17 protein-coding genes and 1 pseudogene are annotated in these 19745 nt (G+C 68.2%); 11 read left to right on the top strand and 7 right to left on the bottom strand.

Annotated features, from left to right (window positions below):
• Positions 1–21 precede the first annotated feature (21 nt).
• Positions 22–1245, bottom strand: a complete 1224-nt coding sequence (locus N4G66_RS21155) for a saccharopine dehydrogenase family protein (RefSeq protein WP_261705710.1) — start codon at positions 1243–1245, stop codon at positions 22–24.
• A 124-nt stretch (positions 1246–1369) separates the two neighbouring features.
• On the opposite strand from N4G66_RS21155, the gene N4G66_RS21150 reads away from it, so the two are divergent.
• Positions 1370–2113, top strand: a complete 744-nt coding sequence (locus N4G66_RS21150) for a TetR/AcrR family transcriptional regulator (RefSeq protein WP_261705709.1) — start codon at positions 1370–1372, stop codon at positions 2111–2113.
• Between the two features lie 26 nt (positions 2114–2139).
• Here N4G66_RS21150 and N4G66_RS21145 read toward each other — a convergent pair whose 3' ends face one another.
• The 3 genes from N4G66_RS21145 to N4G66_RS21135 form a co-directional block, all read right to left on the bottom strand.
• Positions 2140–3090, bottom strand: a complete 951-nt coding sequence (locus N4G66_RS21145) for an NAD-dependent protein deacetylase (protein ID WP_261705708.1) — start codon at positions 3088–3090, stop codon at positions 2140–2142.
• A 153-nt stretch (positions 3091–3243) separates the two neighbouring features.
• Positions 3244–3822 carry a dihydrofolate reductase family protein gene (locus N4G66_RS21140; RefSeq protein WP_261705707.1) on the bottom strand — a complete coding sequence of 193 codons (579 nt, stop codon included), beginning with the start codon at positions 3820–3822 and terminating at the stop codon, positions 3244–3246.
• A gap of 252 nt (positions 3823–4074) precedes the next feature.
• Positions 4075–6867: a lectin gene (locus N4G66_RS21135; protein ID WP_261705706.1), complete on the bottom strand. Its 2793-nt coding sequence runs from the start codon at positions 6865–6867 to the stop codon at positions 4075–4077.
• Between the two features lie 493 nt (positions 6868–7360).
• Between N4G66_RS21135 and N4G66_RS21130 the strand changes: the two genes are divergently transcribed.
• The 7 genes and pseudogenes from N4G66_RS21130 to N4G66_RS21100 all read left to right on the top strand — a co-directional run bounded on the left by N4G66_RS21130 (position 7361) and on the right by N4G66_RS21100 (position 12393).
• Entirely contained in the window at positions 7361–7618 is a 258-nt protein-coding gene (locus tag N4G66_RS21130; RefSeq protein ID WP_261705705.1) for a hypothetical protein, read from the top strand.
• On the top strand, positions 7615–7986 hold the full coding sequence (locus N4G66_RS21125) for a fic family toxin-antitoxin system, toxin component (RefSeq protein ID WP_261705704.1): 372 nt from the start codon (positions 7615–7617) through the stop codon (positions 7984–7986). The genes N4G66_RS21130 and N4G66_RS21125 overlap by 4 nt, the downstream gene beginning before the upstream one ends.
• Positions 7987–8478: 492 nt before the next feature.
• Positions 8479–8994, top strand: coding sequence for an AMIN-like domain-containing (lipo)protein (locus tag N4G66_RS21120; protein ID WP_261705703.1), 516 nt, complete (start codon positions 8479–8481; stop codon positions 8992–8994).
• Between the two features lie 493 nt (positions 8995–9487).
• Positions 9488–10426, top strand: a complete 939-nt coding sequence (locus N4G66_RS21115) for a transposase (RefSeq protein ID WP_261705702.1) — start codon at positions 9488–9490, stop codon at positions 10424–10426.
• A pseudogene (locus N4G66_RS21110) lies at positions 10423–10905 on the top strand (IS1182 family transposase); the annotation flags it as partial. The gene N4G66_RS21115 and the pseudogene N4G66_RS21110, both read left to right, overlap by 4 nt.
• 76 nt (positions 10906–10981) lie before the next feature.
• On the top strand, positions 10982–11221 hold the full coding sequence (locus N4G66_RS21105) for a transposase (protein WP_391858843.1): 240 nt from the start codon (positions 10982–10984) through the stop codon (positions 11219–11221).
• A gap of 80 nt (positions 11222–11301) precedes the next feature.
• The gene (locus N4G66_RS21100; protein WP_261705701.1) at positions 11302–12393 is read left to right on the top strand and encodes an IS630 family transposase; all 1092 of its coding nucleotides are present in this window, start codon (positions 11302–11304) and stop codon (positions 12391–12393) included.
• 377 nt (positions 12394–12770) lie between these two features.
• Here the strand turns inward: N4G66_RS21100 and N4G66_RS21095 are convergent, their stop codons facing one another.
• From N4G66_RS21095 to N4G66_RS21085, 3 genes are all read right to left on the bottom strand, one after another.
• On the bottom strand, positions 12771–14450 hold the full coding sequence (locus N4G66_RS21095; RefSeq protein ID WP_261705700.1) for an LCP family protein: 1680 nt from the start codon (positions 14448–14450) through the stop codon (positions 12771–12773).
• Positions 14451–14797: 347 nt separating this feature from the next.
• Positions 14798–16066 (bottom strand): RNA polymerase sigma factor, encoded by a 1269-nt coding sequence (locus N4G66_RS21090; protein ID WP_261705699.1) that lies wholly within the window; start codon positions 16064–16066, stop codon positions 14798–14800.
• Positions 16063–16425, bottom strand: coding sequence for a YciI family protein (locus tag N4G66_RS21085; protein WP_261705698.1), 363 nt, complete (start codon positions 16423–16425; stop codon positions 16063–16065). The genes N4G66_RS21090 and N4G66_RS21085 overlap by 4 nt, the downstream gene beginning before the upstream one ends.
• A gap of 275 nt (positions 16426–16700) precedes the next feature.
• Between N4G66_RS21085 and N4G66_RS21080 the strand changes: the two genes are divergently transcribed.
• The 3 genes from N4G66_RS21080 to N4G66_RS21070 all read left to right on the top strand — a co-directional run bounded on the left by N4G66_RS21080 (position 16701) and on the right by N4G66_RS21070 (position 19595).
• Positions 16701–17816, top strand: a complete 1116-nt coding sequence (locus tag N4G66_RS21080) for an ABC transporter substrate-binding protein (RefSeq protein ID WP_261705697.1) — start codon at positions 16701–16703, stop codon at positions 17814–17816.
• 286 nt (positions 17817–18102) lie between these two features.
• Positions 18103–18849 (top strand): hypothetical protein, encoded by a 747-nt coding sequence (locus tag N4G66_RS21075; RefSeq protein ID WP_261705696.1) that lies wholly within the window; start codon positions 18103–18105, stop codon positions 18847–18849.
• 269 nt (positions 18850–19118) lie between these two features.
• A complete protein-coding gene (locus tag N4G66_RS21070; protein ID WP_261705695.1) occupies positions 19119–19595 on the top strand; it encodes a GNAT family N-acetyltransferase in 477 nt (158 codons plus the stop codon).
• Positions 19596–19745 lie beyond the last annotated feature (150 nt).

Genomic DNA, 19745 nt, shown 5'->3' with positions numbered 1-19745 from the left:
GCTCGTGGCATGTGTCGGCCGTCAGCCCTCCTCGCGCAGGCCCCACGGAGAGCCGTACTCGTTGAGCAGGTCGAGGAAGGGGCGGGGCGGCAGGGCTTCCGGGCCGAGGACGCCGCCGGCCGACCAGGCTCCACCCGCGACGAGTTCGAGGGCGATGACAGGGTTGACGGCGGTCTGCCACACCACCGCCTGGGATCCGTACTCGCGCATCGACCATTGATTGTCGACCACGTGGTAGAGGTAGACCTCGCGAGCCGAGCCGTCCTTGGTGCCCTTGACCCAGGTGCCCGCACAGGTCTTGCCGGTCATCCGGTCGCCCAGTGTTGCCGGGTCGGGCAGGCAGGCGGCGACCACGTCGCGCGGGGAGACCGCCACGGGCCCGTTCTCCGAGGGGACGGTGACCTTCTTGGTGGCGTCCAGACCCAGCTCATGGAGGGTCTTCAGCTTGTCGATGAAGTCGTCGCCGAGGCCGTACTTGAACGTCACCCGGCGGGCGTCGACCCACCGGGGGATGAGCAGGACCTCCTCGTGCTCGACGTTGACGCACTCCACCGGGCCGATGCCCTCGGGGAAGTCGAAGACCTCAGGTTCGCTGAAGGGTTCGGTGGTGAACCAGCCACGATCCTTCTCGTAGACCACCGGGGGATTGAGGCACTCCTCGATGGTCGTCCAGATACTGAAGGACGGGGCGAAGTCGTAGCCCTCGACCGTCAGGTTGGCGCCGTCGCGGACGCCGATCTCCTCGATCTCGTCGAAGAGTTCGTCGGCTGCGTACCGGGCGAAGACGTCCGACAGGCCCGGCTCCACCCCCATGCCGACCAGGGCCAGCCGCCCGGAGCGCTCCCACGGACCGGCCTGTTCGAACTGCGCGTCGCCGAGCTTTACACCGCATCGCTCGTACGGGTCGGTGGCGTGCGGCGCGGACAGGGACATCGCCATGTCGAGATAGTGCGTGCCCGCCGCGAGGGCCGCGTTGAACAGCGGCAGCACGAACCGCGGATCGGTCGCGTTGAGCAGGGCGTCACACCTCTCCTCGGTGAGCGCCTGACGCACCGCGTCCTCGTCGGAGGCGTCCAGGCGCCTCGCGCTGAACCGGTCCCCGTGTTCCTTGAGCGCCGCGACGGCCGCCTCGGCGCGTGCGAGGTCGTAGTCCGCGACGACCATGTGGGTCAGGAAGTCGCGACGGGCCGCGATCCGGGTGACGGCCGTGCCGACGCCTCCCGCGCCCACGAGAAGAACTCGCATGTCACACACCTTTCGTTGCCGGAGGCGGACGCCTCCGGGGCTGGTCGGATGCAACGGGATGTCCTGGGTTAAGGTCAACAACGTTGGCATAAGTGTCGATGCGCTGTCGGCAGGGAGAGTGGGCGTGGCGAAACAGGTGGTGCCGGAGGCGGCGCGGCGCAGGCGTCGGCCGACGAAGCAGGGGACTGTGCTGTCCGAGAAGCTGATCGTGCAAACGGCGTTGCGGATGCTGCGGGAGCACGGCAGCGCTGGACTGACGGCACGCAGGCTGGGCGCGGTCCTCGGTGCCGACCCCAGCACCCTCTACCGGTACTTCGCCGGACTGGACGACCTGACCAGGGCCATCGGCGAGGAGTTGATGGGGCGGGTGCTGGACACCTGGAAGGCCACCGGAGAGTGGCGGTCCGACCTGCGGGCTCTGGGCCAGGCCATTCACGCCTCCTACCTCGCCCATCCCCAGGCTGCTGTGCTGACTGCCAGCCGGGTCACCGGCCGGCCCCGGGAGATCGCGGTGGACGAGACGATCCTCGGCATCCTGCGCACCGCGGGCTTCCCGGACCCGGACGCGGTCGTCGTCTACCACGCGTTCATCGACCTCACTCTGGCCTTCGCGGCCCTGGACGCAGGGTCGTTGGCGCTCACGGACGAGGCCCGCGCAGCGGACGAGGAGATGTGGAACTCCACCTACGCCGAGCTGCCCGCCGACACCCACCCGCATATCGCGGCCACCGCGCGGCTCCTGGCCGGGCGGATGACGCACAGTGCCTACCCCGTCGTCCTCGACACCCTGCTGAACAGCGCGGCAGAGCAGCTCGTCTGGGCTCGCGCCCGGCGATATCCCCACACCGCGAGTACGCAGAAGCCCTGACAGCCGCCGAACCCTGACTCCTAGGCTTATGCCAACGGTGGTGACCTCCTTCCTCCCCGGCAGACCGGTGCCGGTGAGGTATCGGCCGCCGCTTCATCGAGGGGGATGTCCAGGCGGCCGGCCACGGCGGTGAGGGCCATTCCCAGCGGGAGCGCGATTCGCGTGAGGGCGTGCTGGTCGCCGCGGGTCGGGTCCCGGTTGACGATCAACACCGGCTTCCCGGCCTGGGTGGCCTGGCGCACGAACCGTAGCCCGGACATCACCGTCAGTGAAGAGCCCAGGACCAGCAGCGAAGTCGCCTCCCGGACCAGCCGGCGGCACTGCTCGACCCGCGACTGCGGAACGGTTTCGCCGAAGAACACCACGTCCGGCTTGAGGACGCCGCCGCAGACTGCGCAGGGAACCACGCGGAAGTCGCCGACCTGTTCATCGGTCAGGTCGGCGTCACCGTCCGGGTTGATCGCGGCGGCCACCGGCTCGAACGCCGGATTGGCCTCCTCCAGCTGCCGGGCGAGTTCACGGCGCGGGGTGAACGCGCCGCAGACAAGGCAGACGACCCGGTCCAGGCTCCCATGGAGTTCCACGACGCCCTCGCTGCCGACGGCCTGGTGCAGACCGTCGACGTTCTGGGTGATCACCCCTGAGAGCAGGCCGTGCCGTCCGAACGCGGCCACGGCTCGGTGTCCGTCGTTGGGGCGGGCGTGGCCGAAGGTCCGCCAGCCGAGGTGGCTGCGCGCCCAGTACCGTCGACGGGCTTGGGCGCTTGCGGTGAATTCCTGGTAGGTCATCGGGGTGTGCCGGCTCAGGGTCCCGCTCGGGCCTCGATAGTCGGGGATGCCGGATTCCGTGGAGATTCCCGCCCCGCTGAGCACAAGCACACCGCCAGTGCTCAGCGCGTCGGTGACCGGCTCCAGATCCGTGGTGCCAGGCGGCAGGTCCTCGGCAGGGGTCCAGCTCAGGGTGGGGCGCATCCGCATATTCCCAGGGTACGGACACGACGACAGGTACGTGGGCCGCGCCAGGACCGGGCCGCACGGCGGACGCGGTAGAACTCTCCGGCCTGCTCGGCCTGCTCGGCGCCAGGGGCCGAAAACCGCGGTCCGGTTGGACGAGGCGCTCTCAGGCCTCTCTCAGACATGCAGGATGGGCCGGTAGACGAGCTCTTGGATCTGGCCGTCGAGCGTCCGGTGCTCGATGAGTTCGAGGTCGAAGTCGGCCGCACCCTGGAAGATGGGGTCCAGCCCGGTCTGACCGGTGATCACAGGGAAGAGTGTCACCTGGACGCGGTCCACCAGACCGGCGGCCATCAGCGCCCGGTTCATCGACAGGCTGCCGTGCGAGCGCAGCGGTACGTCAGAGTCCTTCTTGAGCCGAGCTACGACATCGACGGCGTCGCCGCTCACGACGTTCGCATCCGGCCAGTCGAGGGGTTCTTCCAGGGTGGTCGACACCACCGTTGCCGGCAGGCTCCTCATCCGCGTGACCCACGGGTCACGCACCTCGGACTCCTCGGTGCTCGAGGCCAGCATCTGCGCGAACGCCCTGTACGTGTTGGCCCCGAAGACCATCCGCTGCTCCTCGTCGTACAGGGCGAGGCGGTGGTCGAGGAGCTCGGGGCCTTGCTTGCCCCAGTAACCGGTCCAGTTTCCGCCGGCAGCGCCGAACCCGTCGAGGCTGGCAAAGACGTCGAAGGTGTAGGTGACGGTCATGACGTTCTCCTCGAGCGCGGTTGTCGGGGTATGTGGATACAGACTGGAGGCCAAGGCAAAACTCATCGCTCAAGGGCATTCCTCCCGTCCGTACCCGGCCCCTTCTCTCCGCCCTCCCGGCGAGGACCCTGCCGGCGAAAGCCGGTCAGGGTCCTCGCCGACAAGGGTTACGAATGTGTCCACCTGCGGGGATGGTCAGCGGAACGGGGTGTCCGGCATCGCCCGCAGGTTGCCGGTGCCGGTGCCGGTGGTTCAGGTCGGCAGTTTCCAGTTCTGGGCGTTCGAACCGTTGCAGGTGTAGAGCTGGAGTTGGGTGCCGGTTGTGGTGGTGGAGTTGGGGTCGTCCAGGCACAGCTTGGACTGGGGGTTGACGAGCGATCCGTTGGCGCCCGTGGTCCATTGCTGGGCGCCGCTGCCGTTGCATGTCCACAGCTGGACCAGGGTGCCGTTCGTGGTTCCGCTGTGGTCGGCGTCCAGGCACTTGCCGAGAGTCCGGACCGTTCCGTCGCCGGCGATGATCCAGTCCTGGGCGTAGGTACTGTTGCAGCTCCAGATCTGGACGTGGCTGCCGTCGGTGGTGGAGGAGCTCGCGTCGTCCACGCACAGGTTGGCTGCCACCGCGGAGGTGATGGGGCCGATGCGGGGCGAGGCCGGGGCCGTGGTGTCACCGGCGTAGGAGGGCGGGGCGGCGGACGCCGCCGTTGCCCAGGAGGTGTTGGCGCTGGTGCCGAGGGTGAAGTCCAGCGTGCCGCCGTCGGTGATCGCCGTGGTGGGAGCGAAGGCGTTGTTCCAGGCGGTGCCGTTCCACGCCGCGGACTGTACGTAGGGGGCGTTGTCGGCGGCGCCGTTGCCGTTGATCGTCAGGGTCTTGCCCGACGGGAGGGTGACCGCGGCCTGTGTGAACAGGGGGGAGCCCAGGGCGAGGTCGGAGGTGCCCGGGGTCTCGGGGTACATGCCGAGCGCGGACCACACGTACCAGGCGCTCATCGCGCCGAGATCGTCGTTGCCGTCGGCCAGGCCGCCGGGTGTGTTCGCCCAGATCTGGTCCTGGATGGCCCGGACGGTGCCCTGTGTCTTGTAGGGCTGTCCGGTGTAGTCGTATTCCCAAGGCAGTTCGATGCTGGGTTCGTTGCCGACCCACGCGTAGCCCTTGTCACCGGTGTAGCTGCGCAGCACGGTGTCCAGGTAGTGGTTCATCGCTGTGTTGCCGCCCTTGGCGTGGGCCAGGCCGCCGATGTTGAACGGGACCATCCCGGTGTAGATCCAGGAGTCGGCTTCGACCATGTCGGTGCCGCTGGTGGGGTCGAAGCCACCGGTCCAGGAGCCGCCGGCGTTGCGCGGTTCGACGAAGCCGGAGGCGGGGTTGAGTACGTTGCGCCAGCCTTGGGCGCGGTTGGCGTACGTCTTCTGGTTGCTGGTGTCGCCAAGTGCCCCGGCCAGAGCGGAGATCGCGAAGTCGGCGGTGTTGTACTCCAGTGTGGTGGCGACCGGGCCGTAGAAGTTGCAGCAGCCATAGCTGCCGTCGTGCGGCATGTAGCCGGGTGAGTTCAGGTAGTTGAGGCCCGGCCGGTCGTTGTTGGCCGTGCTCGCCTGTTTGACCATGTCGGCGAGTGCGGTCGTGGTGTCGAAGTTCCTGGCGCCGAAAGCGTAGTAGTCGGCGAGGATGGCGTCGGCCGGGTCGCCCACCATGACGTAGGACTCGCCGTTGTTCTCCGACCACTTGGGGAAGATTCCGGTCTGGGCGTAGTCGTCGATCATCGACTGCGCTGTGTCCGAGGCGACCTGGGGGGCGAGCAGGCCCTCGAGTTGGGCCTGCGAACGGTAGATGTCCCAGCCGGAGTAGTTCGCGTATGCCGCACCGTGGCCGGTGTCCACGGTGTGTGTCTTGCCGTCGAAGCCGTAGTACTGGCCGTTGGTGTCGCTGATGACGTTCGGGTGCAGCAGCGAGTGGTAGAGCGCGGTGTAGAAGCTCTGCTGCTGTGCGGCTGTCCCGCCGGCGATCTGTATTTTGCCGAGTGCGCTGTTCCAGGCGTTCTGCGCGGCGGTGCGGGTCGCATTGAAGTCCCAACCGGTGTTTTCCGCGGCCCGGTTGGCCGTCGCGTTGGCGATCGAGACGTAGGAGATGCCGACCTTGGCCTGCACCACCGGGTTGCTGGTGGTGTTGAAGGTGACGTAGCCGTTCGAGGCAGCGGCGTTCGGAGCGGCGGCGTTAGGGGAGACGCTGCCCTTGGCGGCCTTCGGGGCCGTTGTGGTGGGGTTCTTGCCGTGAAGTACCGGCTTGTTGGGCTTCTCGGCGGCGTTCTTCGACGTCGTGCCGGGCCTCTCGGGGGTGGCGGCCGATGTCTTCGCGATCGAGGTGCCTTGCGAGGCGAACGGCTGGTCGAAGACCATGTCGAAGTAGACGCTGTACGTGTTCCCCGCGCCGCAGAAGTGGCCGCTGGTGACCTGGCCGCTCACCTCGGTGTTCGAGACTTTGGTGAACTGCGTCGAGGTGGCGCCGTTCTGACTCCCGGTCAGTTTGAAGATCAGGTTGGCCTGGCTGCTGGAGGGGAAGGTGAAGCGCGCCATACCGCTGCGTGTCGTGGTGGTCAGCTCGGTGGTCACCTGGTTGTTGAGGGCGACCTTGTACGAGCCGGCGGACGCCGACTCGTTGGCGTGCGAGAACGCGTCCGTCGCACCGGTGTTCACGGTGCCGACCGTGGGCAGCACCGGTATGTCGCCGGCCGCACCGCAGCCAGGTCCGGCGATGTGGGTGAGGCTGAAGCCGGTGATGGACGAGTCGTTGTACTCGTATCCGCCACCGTCGGGCCGCGACGGCGTGTCCGGGCTCCACTGCACCATGCCGAACGGCACGTCGGCCCCGGGGAAGTCGTCAGCCTGGTTCGACGTTCCGATGAACGGGTTGACCACGGTGGCCGGTGACGCGACGAACGCAGCCTTGCCGGCTGCCCACGCGGGTGCGCACATCCCGGCCGCGGCCAGTGCCGCAGCGGCGAGTAAGCCGATCGCGGTGGTTCCGGGGGGTCTCGACAGTCGTGTCAGCACGGGGGTTTTCTCCTCTACTCGGGGGCGGGAGACAGAACTTGACAACGTTGTCTTCGTGCGGAGGGGGTGCTTTTGAGCGGCGAGCGCGCTTGAGTGACGGTGGATGGTGACAACGTTGTCTCATCGCCGAAATGGGGCACTGGCGATGCGAAGCGTTGACAGGGCCCCGGGGCCGCGAGCGCCTGGGGCGCAGACGAGAACGCTTCGTGAAGCTAGCCACAGGGCAGGGGCATGTCAATGAATCGCGCAAGCGTCGGCCACGAGCGCACGAGCGCACGAGCGCACGAGGGTCGTGGTCATGGGATTGCTCCCCGCTCCACCCGAATCCCGGTGAGGTGAATGCGGGGCAACGCAGCGGCGATGATCCGAGGAGGCGGGGCGCTCGTCGGCGTGGGAGGTTTGCCCGAGCACGTCAACCCCACTGCGTTCGGGGCCGACTGTGTACCGGTTCCACGTCCGGCGGCAACTGCTACCACCCTGATACCATGCCGGTGTGAATTCCACGAAGAAGCAGACGCAGGTCCGGCTGGAAGAGGACGTGCTCGCGGCCGGCAAGGCCGCCGCGGCCGCCCGTCGGCTGGACTTCAACAAGTACGTGGAGCGGCTCATCATCGAGGACACCACCGGCGCCCGCGCCGCCGGCATGGCGGCCGCCCAGCGGCTCATCGATGAGCACGGCGCTTTCCTCGATGATCTGGAGCAGCAGCTCGACGCTCCGTACGCCGATCCGCGGCCGGGCGCCGTCGCGTGATCCTGCACGTCGACGAGTCCTGGATCCTCGAAGTGGCGGAACGGGCCGGGCACCGCGACCCGGCCGCCGACGACTACGGCGTGCCCATCGCCGCTGTCTCCCGCCATCGCGGCGAACTCCTCGACACACCCGTCTACGACGGCGCCTACGCCCGCGCCGCCGCGCTGGTGCACAACCTGGGCCGCTGCCGCTGGCTGGAGCGTTCCAACCTCACCGTCGCCTGCGCCGTCGCCGTCATGTACCTCGAGGCCAGCAATATTCCGGTCAACCCCACGCGTGAACAACTCACAGCACTCGCCCACGAGTTGAATGATCCGCGCTGCACTGCCGCCCGGATCGCGTCCTTCCTGCGCACGTGGAAACCCTGAGCCCCGGCCGGTTGGGTTCTGGGAAGCGACCGACGGGTGTTTTGGACTTGTCGAGGCACTCGCCGGAAGGCTGGTTGACCGTGTACGCGGTCGCCTGGGCTGGCGCGGCCACGCCACCGCGGTGAACAGTGCCGCCGCGCCGGCGTCGGCCGTGGAGGTGACGCAGTCGGGGGACTGGCAACGGCCTTCTTGCTTGAAAGCCGAGCGATCATGCCTGCGTGAGCGATCGGATGATGTTGGCGGCGGCTGAGAAGTGCACCGGTTAACCGGACTGAGTTCAGGCCCGCCGCGGCAAATCGTGCCGCCCTGGCGATGGTGGTGAGCCGCGAGGAACAGCGGTCGAATCGAGGAAACCGGGTTTCGGGCGGCCCGAGGCCATAGCCCCTCCGAAAGGCGGGACAACAAGGCCCTGACCGTGCAACCATTCGCACCCCGGTGATGTCTCTCATAGTGGAATCATCGGTCCCCTTCACCAGAACATCTGGGGGCGTCATGCAAAATCACCCATCCCGTGCAGCAATTGTCGCGGGCATCCTTCTCACCGCCGTCGGCGCCACGGTCCCCGCCTCCGCGGTCACGCAGTCGAAGGCGGCCGCTAAGACTTCGCCGCCCGCGCGCATCGTCAACGCCCGGTGGGCCGGGCACTGCACCTACGACCGGCTCGTCGTCGACGTACGTGGCACCGCCCCGGCCGTCACCGTGAAGCCGGTCCAGACGCCCCGCTACGATCCTTCCGGGAAGAAGGTCCCGCTCACCGGGAAGTACTTCCTGGAGATCAGGCTCTCTCCCGCGGTCGCGCACGACAGCGCGGGCAAGTCCGTCTACCAGGGTCCCCGACTGGTGAAGATCCAGTTGCCCAAGCTGAAGGGGCTCGCCCTGACCGGAGACTTCGAAGGCGTGGTCAACTTCGCAACCGCGTTCCAGACCAAGCCCACGTACAAGGTCTTCAAGCTGCACAGCCCCGAGCGCGTGGTCCTGGACTTCAGCCACGCCAACTCGTGCGGGTGAGTGCCGGCCGTCACCGAATCAGTCGCTGCCCAGCCTGCCAGGGCTGGGCAGTTGCTCTGGGGTGAGCCCGAATTGCAGTGCCCGCCGGGGCAGTCGGCGTGTGATGCGTCGGTGGGCGCGACATTCGTCCACCGGGAGGGTGGCCCGCCCGGGCCGGGCCAGGACTCTGCCAGGAGTACGAGAGAGGCCAGGCCTGTCCGGGTGACCTTGTCGTAAGGATGGCGCTCAGGTGGTGGGAGCCCAGCCCGGACAGACCCTGGATCAGCAGTTCTTGCGAGGCGGGTCGGACAGCAGGCCCAGCACCAACCTCCCAGCCCGCAAGCGGGGTTCGATCCGCGCGAACCGACCGCGATCCGGCTCACGACCACCTCGAACGCATCCGCATCTTCTAGCTTGACTCTGTCGGTGATCTTGGAGTTTCGTGGTGTGGCAGCATGATCAGCGGGCATGCTCGGGGCTGTTACGAGTACCGGTGAAGTCGTAGAGGTGTCCGTTGTCGCTCCGTTCCCGTTCCGGTGAGCAGGTCCCTTCTCTGACCGTGCAGATCGCGCGGGCGAGCAACCCGGGCGGTACGACGGCGATATGGGTGCGAGACCGCCTCGACGGGCTGTGGCGTGACGAGGACTTCGCCGACTGGTATCCGCGTGACGGACGCCCCGGCCTCTCGCCCGCCCAGCTGGCCACCGTCTGTGTGCTGCAGTTCCTGCTCGGCCTGTCGGACCGTCAGGCGGCCGAGGCGGTCCGCTGCCGCATCGACTTCAAGTACGCGATGGCCATGGAGCTGGACGACCCCGGCTTCCACCACAGCGTGCTGGCCGACTTCCGCGACCGTCTCACCGAGGGCGACCGCGCCGACCGCCTCCTCGACCTGGCACTGGCCCGGCTGAAGGAGGCCGGACTGGTGCGCGAGCGCACCACGCAGCGCACCGACTCCACCCATGTCCTGGCCGCGGTGCGCGACCTGACACGCCTGGAGCTGATCACCGAGGCGGTACGCGCCGCGCTGGAAGAAGTCGCCGGCACCGCTCCGCACCTGCTGGACGCCCTGGTCGACGAGGAATGGGGACGCCGCTACGGCCGACCGGTCCGCCTGGGCAAGAACCCCACCAGGCCCAAGACCAGGATCCTCGCCACCGGCAACGACGCCCTCCGACTCCTGGAACACCTCTACCAGCACGGGGCAGACCGAACGTCCGGCCCCCGCGTCCAGGCCCTGCGCCAGATCATGGTGCAGAACTACCACCACGACGCCGCAGGCCGCCTGCTCTGGCGCACCGACGAGGACGGCGGGCCCGGGCTGCCGCCCTCGTCCCGGGCGATCGTCTCTCCCTACGACGCCTCGGCCCGCTACGCACGCCACGGACACATCATCAGCTGGAAAGGGTTCTCCGCGCACCTGACCGAGACCTGCGCCCCGACACCCCCAACGTGATCACGGACGTGGCCACCACCGCGGCCACCACCCACGACAGCCAGGTCCTGCCCGGCATCCACACCCGTCTGCGTCGGCGCGGCCTGCTGCCCGCCGAGCACCTCGTCGACAGCGGCTACACCTCCCTGGTCCACCTGGACCAGGCCGCCCGGCAGCACGAGGTCACCGTCACCGGACCACTGCCGGGAAACCCGACCCGGCAGCACCGCCGAGGCGAGGGCTTCGCCCGGGACGACTTCCACATCGACTACGACCGTCAGCAGGTGACCTGCCCCCAGGGCCAGGTCAGCCGGGGCTGGCACGGCCCCTACCCGACACCCTCTCCCACCGCGGCCCCGCTGATCGTGGCCCGGTTCACCAAGGGCCAGTGCCGGCCCTGCCCGGTCCGCGCCCAGTGCACCACCACCGCCGACAGCGCCCGGACCGTGGGTTTTCCCCCACGAGAACTCCGCGACCTGCAACTCCGCGTCCGAACCGAGCAACAGACGCCCGAGTGGAAGGCACGCTACGCGGTCCGCTCCGGAGTGGAAGGCACGCTACGCGGTCCGCTCCGGAGTGGAAGGCACGGTCAACGAATTCGCCCACGGACACGGCATACGCCGCTGCCGCTACCGAGGACAGCCGAAAACACACCTGCAACACGTACTCACGGCCATCGCCGTGAACATCGAACGACTCAGCGACCGGCCAGCGACCGAGGAACCCTCTTCACCGAGACCACCGACCGCCTTCCAGACCTTCCTGGACCAGCAGGGGATCCCCCGCTCAAAGTCCTGGCGCACCCTCGGCACCTGACCTCAACCATCCAAGATCACCGACAGAGTCAAGCTAGTGTTCTGAGTCGGGAATTCCGTTCAGATGTATAGGCTTGCTCTATGGCACGGACGGGGCGGCCGAAGGCCGAGTTGACGCTGTCGGATGCGGAACGGGCCGCACTCGAGGAATGGGTGCGGCGCCATTCCACGCCACAGGCATGGGCATTGCGGTGTCGGATCGTCCTGGCTTGCGCCGAGGGCGCCTCGAACAAGGACGTGGCTGCTCAACTCGGTTCCACACCTCATGCGGTGGGCCGCTGGCGGGCCCGGTTCGTGCAGTACCGGATCGCCGGTCTGGGCGACATGCCACGTCCGGGCGGTCCCAGGACCGTGACGGACGAACAGGTCGCCGCGGTCGTCACCAGGACGCTGGAATCCACTCCGAAGAACGCGACGCACTGGTCGACGCGGTCGATGGCGAAGGAGATGGGCCTCTCGCAGTCGTCGGTGTCGCGGATCTGGCGGGCATTCGGCCTGCAGCCGCACCGGTCGGAGACCTTCAAGCTGTCGACCGATCCGTACTTCGTCGACAAGGTCCACGACGTCGTCGGCCTTTACCTGGACCCGCCCGAGCGGGCCCTGGTGTTCTGTGTCGACGAGAAGTCGCAGATCCAGGCGCTGGACCGGTCCCAGCCCGTGCTGCCGATGATGCCCGGGGTTCCCGAGCGGGCGACCCACGACTACGTCCGTGCCGGCACCACCACCCTGTTCGCCGCCCTCGAGGTCGCCACCGGCAAAGTGATCGGCTCCCTGCACCGCAGACACCGGGCCGAGGAGTTCAAGAAGTTCCTGATCAAGCTCGACAAAGAGGTGCCTGCCGACCTGGGCATCCACCTCATCTGCGACAACTACGCCACCCACAAGACCCCCGCGATCAAAAAGTGGCTACTGGCCCATCCCCGGTTCCATCTGCACTTCACACCGACCGGCGCGTCCTGGCTGAACCTCGTCGAGCGATGGTTCGCCGAACTGACCAACAAGCAGATACGACGCGGCGTCCACCGCTCCGTCCAGGCCCTGGAGAAGGACATCCGCAACTGGATCTCCGCCTGGAACACCGACCCGAAACCCTACGTCTGGACGAAGACCGCAGACGAGATCCTCGAACGTCTCGCCAGCTATCTGAACAGAATTCCCGACTCAGAACACTAGGGCGTGTTTCGAAAGTAGCGTCGTCCGCCCGGAGGGCGGGGCTCGCGGCGTCTGGTGCGGTGCATCGCAAGGCGGAGGGTCGCCCGCGTACTGGGCACGGCGATCAGCGGGAATGCCCCGAACCCCAGCCCCGACCCGTAGGCGCTCACCGCGTATGCCGCCCACAACCAGCCGAACCGCTGGCCCAGGGATCGTCTCGCTGACAACCTCCGCCCTCTTCCTTCGTATGACACAACGCGCCGTTGGATCGCTACGCATCAGAGCAACGCCGAGGAGGGACGATCAAACCATCGACCCGGCCGCGAGCCGCAACCCTTTGCCTTTCGACCGCCCGGCCGCGCCCCCGCGCTGGGGCGGACGTGACGTACTCGTCGGGATCAGCCGACGCACACGTTCTTGTCGGCGTGTGACTGCGGGATGTCGACCGGGGGCTTGTCCGGGTCGGTGAGCGGCACTCCGGCGCCCTTGTAGTCGTGCCCGAGGGTGAGTGTCATGTCGCTGCCGGGTCCCAGGTCCTGGGTACCGGGGTGGAGTGCCGAGGCGGTCAGGCCCATCATCGCGGCGAGGGCCCGGGCCTGGTCGGCCTGGTCGGGCCCGTAGATCAGGGTCGTGCGGTCCTGCTTCGCCCCGGGGGCGTTGCCGCCGCTGGTGGCGTGGGTGACGCCCTTGGTCGTCTGCAGCCACTGCAGGGTGGTCTGCGCCGCGCCTTGGGGGCCACCGCCGTTGTAGACGACGACCCGGACCTTCGACGAGTCCGCCTTGGGGCCGCGGAGCTTGGCGTCGGCAGCCTTGGGTTTCTTGTCGATCTTGGTCAGCGAGACGTCGTCCTTGATCGCCGCGAAGAGCGCGGGCGCCCTGGTCTCGTCGATCACGACGGTCTTGTGGATCTTCCCCTCGGCCGGATTGTCGACGACCGGGAACGTCGTGAAGGTGATGTGCTCGGAATCGACCCGGTTGAGGTCCTTGGCGAGGGAAGTGAGCTTCCCGACACCGCCGATACCGGTGTCCACGGTGAGCGACTTGGTGGCGGCGTTCACCAGTTTGAAGAGCTTCCGGGGATCGGAGAGGGTGTCACCGGACTTCATCTGACGGATCATCGAACCCAGGAACTGCTTTTGCAGGTCGATGCGGTCCAGGTCGCTGCCGTTCTTCAGCGAGTGACGGGTCCTGACGAACTGCAGGGCTTGTTCGCCCTGGACCGTGTGCGGGCCGCTGGACAGGTGCAGATGGGAGCCCTGGCCGTGGGGGTCCGTGTCGTCGATGGCATGGCTGAGGCAGATCGGTACGCCGCCGACAGCAGCGGACAGGGTCTTCACGGCCTCGAAGTTGACCAGGATGAAGTGGTCGATCGGCAGGCCGGTGATTTTGGTGACGGTCCGCATGGTGCAGCCCGGGTCGCGGCCCGCCTGGCCGAGGCTCTCGTTGAAGCGCGGGCCGAACGCCGTCCTGGGCGTCCCCGAGATCGTCTTGGTGGAGCCGTCCTTCTGCTTGGTCGGGCAGTCCGGGATGCCGGTGACCATGTCGCGTGGGATGCTCATCGCCGTCGCGTTCGACCGGTCCTTCGCCACGTGGAAGAGGATCGTGGTGTCGGCGTGGCCCACGCTGCCGGCGTCCCCGTACTTTCCGCCCAGACCTATCCGGCTGTCGGTGCCTATGACCAGGATGTTCACCGCGTCCTTGCTGGTCGCGTTCTTGCTGCCCGCCGTGCCGACGTCCACCGTGCTGATGTTGCCGTTGAAGTGCCGGTACAGCAGGTAGGCCCCGCCGCTGCCCGCCAGCAGCACGAAACCCAGCGTCCCCGCGGTCCACATCAGGGCCTTCCGCTTCCTGGACCGTTTGGCCTTCCGCGATCTCGCCCCTCCGCTACGGCGGCGGCCCTCGCGCGGCTCGGGGACGGACCGCCGATCCCCCTCGCGGCGCGCGCGACGGCCTCCCTGCGGTGGCACCGTGGGGGCCGGAGTGTCACCGGCGTCGCTCCGCGGCCGGTAGTCACCGGTCTCCGGGTCGAGGACCCACTGGTCCGCGGAGTCGATGTTCCTGCCGCCTTGCGTGTCCACGGTCCTCCGTCTGTGCCTGCGCCGCCCTCACGGCGTCCGGTCGTCCAGCCCATGCCGGATCCGCCCCGTGGCCGAGCACAGGACACCCGTTCAGACATCCGAATACGGCTCATGGTTGCCCTCGGGTGACGTGCAACAGTTCGAGTACGTGAGGGGCTTGGGTGACCTCTGGTGACGGCGGAACAACATGCGAGCTTCCGCGCACAGTGCCCCCACGCCACGTCCTGCGTCTTTCGGGCTGGACGCCTAGCGCCGCCGGGCTCGGAGGCGGACGAACTCGAGGCGCCCGACCTGCCGAAGCCGGATTCCTGCGCGGCCTCGGACGAGGACTGGCGGGCGCCCGGTACCTATGCGCGTTGCGGGTCGGCGAGGCGTTCGGCCAGGAACTCGCGCTCGGCGTCGTTTCCGGTCAACTCCAGCGCCTGGCGGTAGGCGATCGAAGCCTCCTCCGAGCGGCCCAGCCTACGCAGGAGGTCCGCCTTGATCGCGGGTAGGTACTGGTATTTCGCAAGCCGGCCGTCCTTCTCCAACTCCGCAACCTCTGCCAGCGCCTGCGCCGGACCGGAGACCATCGACACCGCCACCGTCCGGTTCAACGCCACCACCGGTGAGGGCCACACCGACAGCAACTCGTCGTACAGGGTCACGATCTGCGGCCAGTCCGTACGGTCGTAGGACGGCGCCTCTGCGTAGAGCGAGGCGATCGCCGCCTGCAGGACATAGCGTCCCGGGCGCCCGCCGCGCAGCCCGTCCACGATCAGGTCGTGCGCCTCGGCCATCGCGGAGCGGTCCCAGAGCGATCGATCCTGGTCCTCCAGCCGCAGCAGGCGACCGGCGGCGTCGACCCGGGTGGCACGCCGGGCGTCGGTGACCAGCAGCAGGGCGAGCAGCCCCCGTACCTCCCGCTCGTCGGGCATCAGCTCCCGCAGCATCCGGGTCAGCCGCAGCGACCGGTCCACCAGGTCCGTACGCACCAGAGATGCGCCGGACGGCGCGGTGTGTCCGGCGGTGAACAGCAGATGGATCACGCCGAGCACAGCGCGTAGCCGCTCCGGCAGCTCACTCGCTCCGGGGAGCCGGAAGGGGATCCGCGCAGCCGAGATCTTCTTCTTCGCCCGGGTCGTACGGGCGGCCATCGTCGGCTCCGAAACCAGAAACGCCCGGGCGATATCGGTGGTCGTCACACCGCACACCAGCCGCAGCGTCAGCGCCAACTGCGCCTCCTGGGCCAACGCCGGATGGCAGCACATGAAGATCAGCCGCAAGCGTTCGTCCGGCACCACGTCCTCCGGCTCGACAGCGGCCCGTTCGTCGACAGGCACCTCGACCTCCGTCTCCTCGGGCACCACCAGCAGCGGGAGTTTCGAGCGGAAGGTCTGCTCGCGTCGCACCGCGTCCATCGCGCGGCGCTTGGCCGTGGTGGTCAGCCAGGCCGCCGGTCGGCTCGGGATCCCGTCGCGGGCCCAGCTCGCCAGGGCCGCGGCGTACGCCTCCTGCACGCACTCCTCGGCCAGATCCAGGTCGCGCGCGACGCGCGCCGTCGCGGCGAGCACCAGGGCCCATCCGTGTCGGTGCGCGTCCGCGACCGCCGTCTCGACGTCTGCCGGGGGCGTCATGCCGGGGCGGACCCGTCCGCGATGAAGCCGCCTTCGACGGGCCGCACCTCGACACCGCCACCCTGCTGGGTGGCGGGATTGGCGCGGGCGATCTCCAGAGCGGCGTCCAGGTCGGGCGCCTCGATGATGGCGAAGCCGGCGATGACCTCCTTGGCATCGATGAACGGGCCGTCCGTCACCGCGTCGCCGTGGATCGAAGTCGCTGTGTCGGCGGCGGGTTGCAGCGCGAATGCCGCGACCAGGGACCCGGACTTCACCATGTCCTCGAAGTGGCGGTCGTGGGCCTCCCTCGCCCCGGGAACGGTCTCGGCCTCGTCGGCGTGGGTCTTCGCGTAGATCAGGATCGCGTACTGAGCCATGGTGCTGTCCCTCCGGGTGCTTGTTGTTCCCTCTCGCCTCTACGTCGAACGGCCGGCCCGGATTCGACAGCCCACCTCGAAACTTCTTCGGCCGACACCCGCAACGTGACGATCACTCAAGCAGACGGTGCGGGCCGCTCGGTGTTGGTCGGTCGGGTCTCATGGGGTTCCGCCCAGGCGAGACGAGTGAACGGAGTGACCGCGCACTGCCGGGTCCTGCCGCTCTACGATCCGGGCAGACTGCCACGGGATCGTCACACGGGAGACGCCACCGCATGAACACGCCACCATCGCCATCTGGAGTGAAGCGGACTGACGGATCATCATCCGTCCGGATCGGTGTCCTCGTTCCGCTGACCCGGCCTGGCTGGGTCGAGGCAGGCCGACACCTGCTCGCTGGACTCGAACTGGCCGTTGGCGAAGTCAATGACGCCGGCGGGATCGCCGGAAGGCCGGTCGAGCTGGTGGTCCGGGATACCGCGGCTGATCCGCAGAGGGCCGCGGCGGCCGTAGACGAATTGGCTCGCCTGGGCGTGGCTGCCTTGGCGGGGGAGTATCACAGCGTCGTCGCCCGCGCCGCTGCCGCCAGGGCCGACGCGCTCGGCCTGCCGTTCCTCTGCTCGTCAGCGGTCCTCGACGCGCTCACCGAACAGCCGACGGAATGGGTCGCGCGCCTCGCCCCGGCGCAGTCCCACGGCTGGCGGATCTACGCGGACTTCCTCCTCGGCGCGGGCCACCGTCGCATCGCCGTTGCAGCCGAGCCGAGTGTCTACTGGGCATCCGGGGCCCGCATTCTGCGGGACTACCTCGCTCCACGCGGCGGCACCGTCATCGAACTCGACATGCGCGCGCTCGCCCCCACGGCGTTGTGCGACGAACTCGTCGACCATCGCGCGACAGCCCTTCTTCTCCTGGTAGGCCACCCGGAGCCGGCAGTGTCGATCGTCAAGTCCGTGCGCCGTGACCGCCGCCTCGCACAGATCATGATCGGTGCTCCGGCCGGGCAGCCGGAGTTCGCCGAATGGGCGAGGCTGCTGGGCGAAGACGGTGCCGCTATCCCGTTCTTGCGCTACCTGCCCGAGCTCCTCAGTCCACTCGGCGCACGGGTCGGGACGGCCCTCCACGAGCGGCTGGCCGAAGCGCCCTCCTTCGTCGCCTTCGAGGGCTACGACACGGTCGCCGTCCTCGCCGATGTGCTGCGTACTCACGGCGCCGACCGGGCGCGCACTGCCGAATCCTGGCCGCGTGTTGCCGTCGAAGGCACCCGTGGGCAGATCCGGTTCTCCCGCACGCCAGGAATCAGTGTCTGGCAATGGACTTGGGCGCCGGTCCAAGTCGTCGATCGAGACCCGACGGAACCCGATCGCTTCCGGATCCTCCACTCCGGTTGAGCGAGCCCCGGAGGTCCGAGCGGTCAGCTGCCCAGAAGCGACCGAGCCGCTTCTGTCTGCTGCGCGGAGTCGCGACGTGCTCATGCCGGGCCCGCATGGGTGGTGCGAACAGCATGCGGTACGGGCTACTACCAACCGAGTGACCATCAGGCCGAACCCCCTGGACTGACTGCTGAACTTGAAGGCGTGATGTCGGTCAGCCGGGTCGTTGTCTCGACCGGAGCGTGCTGTCGAACGGGACGGGACCGGCGGTCTGGGCAGGTGACGGCCGTTCTACGCTGGCGGCATGACGGGATATCAGGGCTTCGGTGTGCTGCTGGCCAGGTTGTCCGCTCACATGACCCTGGACATCGGCGTCCTGGCGCGGCGAGCCGGAGTCCCCGAACCTGAGCTCCGGAGCGTGTTGGCCGGCGTCGCGCCGACACCCTCGCTGCTCCGATCACTCGGACCCGCACTCGGCATGCATGCCGTAGACGTATTCGTGATGGCGGGGGCGACGGTTCCGGACGACCTGGCTCCCCTGGACGCAGGCGCCCGGAAGTGGGTCCCCCATGTGGTGCAACATGCCCTAGATCTCCCATCGGAGAAGAAGAGCGAGCTGCGCCACCTCGTTCGGTCGTTGCCACAACGCAAGCTGGCGCAGCCACCGCCGTTCCCGCAGCTCTTTGACCCGCCTGCTGGGCCACCCGGGGCCCTGCTCGTCCGCATGCTCAGATACCGGAATCTGGACTGGATGGGCATGGCCAGGACCTTCCACTTTCTGACTGGCAGGTACTGGTCCGCGTCCACGTACGGAATGGTAGGCGCGGGCCGCAAGCAGCTGGCCCCCGACCTTGTTGCCGATTTCGGAACCCTGCTGGGCATCCCCGTCGGCGACCTGACCGCACTGACCGGCATCGCACCGTCCGAGGAGCCGCACACCCAGGAGCCTGCGGCGGCAGACATGGCCGAGCTGATCTGGGACCTTCGACGCCTGACCGCCGACCAGGTGCGGCACACCAGCGAAGCGGCTGCATCCATGCGAACGACGTGATCACATCTCGCTCCCCGATCACATGTCGGGAGTCAGGCTGGTACCCGCCGGACAGCCATCGATCAGCTCCGGTCGGTACTGCAGCAGGGGATCTCCTGGATTCCACTGCCACCGGAACCGCGGTCCAGGAATAGGATGTTGACGCTCGGAGAAGACGGGCGTGTGGACCCTGCGAGTGCTGCGCAGATGTCGCGGTATGCCTGACACTGCAGGCAACCGCCGGTAGCCTCCGCTGCCTACCGCTCACGATCACCAGCCGGGGGGCTCTGATGGAAGTAGTGCTGCGAGCTGTGAGAGACGCCGACCTGCCCGTCTTCTTCGCTCAGATGAACGATCTCGAAGGGCTCCGGATGGCGGCATTCACTGCCAAGGACCCATCAGACCGGGCGCTGTTCCAGGAACACTGGGCACGGATCCGTCAAGACCCAGCGGTCATCGCGCGCACCGTCGTCGGCGACAACGACGAGGTCGTCGGGAACGCTGCCGTGTTCGGTCCGCCCGAGGAACGCGAGGTCACGTACTGGATCGGGCGGCAGTACTGGGGGCGAGGCGCGGCCACGGCCGCGCTGCGGGAGCTGCTCGTCATCGCGACGGAGCGTCCGTTGCACGCCCGCGCGGCGGCGGACAACCTCGCCTCGATCCAGGTTCTGAAGAAGTGCGGGTTCGAGGTCTCCGGCAGTGAGCGGGACTTCGCGAACGCGCGAGGGGAAATCATCGACGAAGTGCTCCTGACCTTGACCGGCTGACCCCGCGCCGGTTTCTCGATCCGTGTGCCGTGGTCGACTCCAGGTGGTGGTCCGGATCCACGGTGATCAGCGTCTGCGCTCCATCGCGGTCATCGTCCGACCGCGATGCCTCAGCATTGTCGGCAGCGGGCGTCGAGTGCTTGTACGAGT

Source organism: Streptomyces rhizosphaerihabitans, assembly GCF_025399795.1.
GTDB classification, from domain to species: domain Bacteria; phylum Actinomycetota; class Actinomycetes; order Streptomycetales; family Streptomycetaceae; genus Streptomyces; species Streptomyces rhizosphaerihabitans.
Note: the sequence above shows the minus strand (reverse complement) of the source record. Positions and strands in the feature narration are given on the sequence as shown.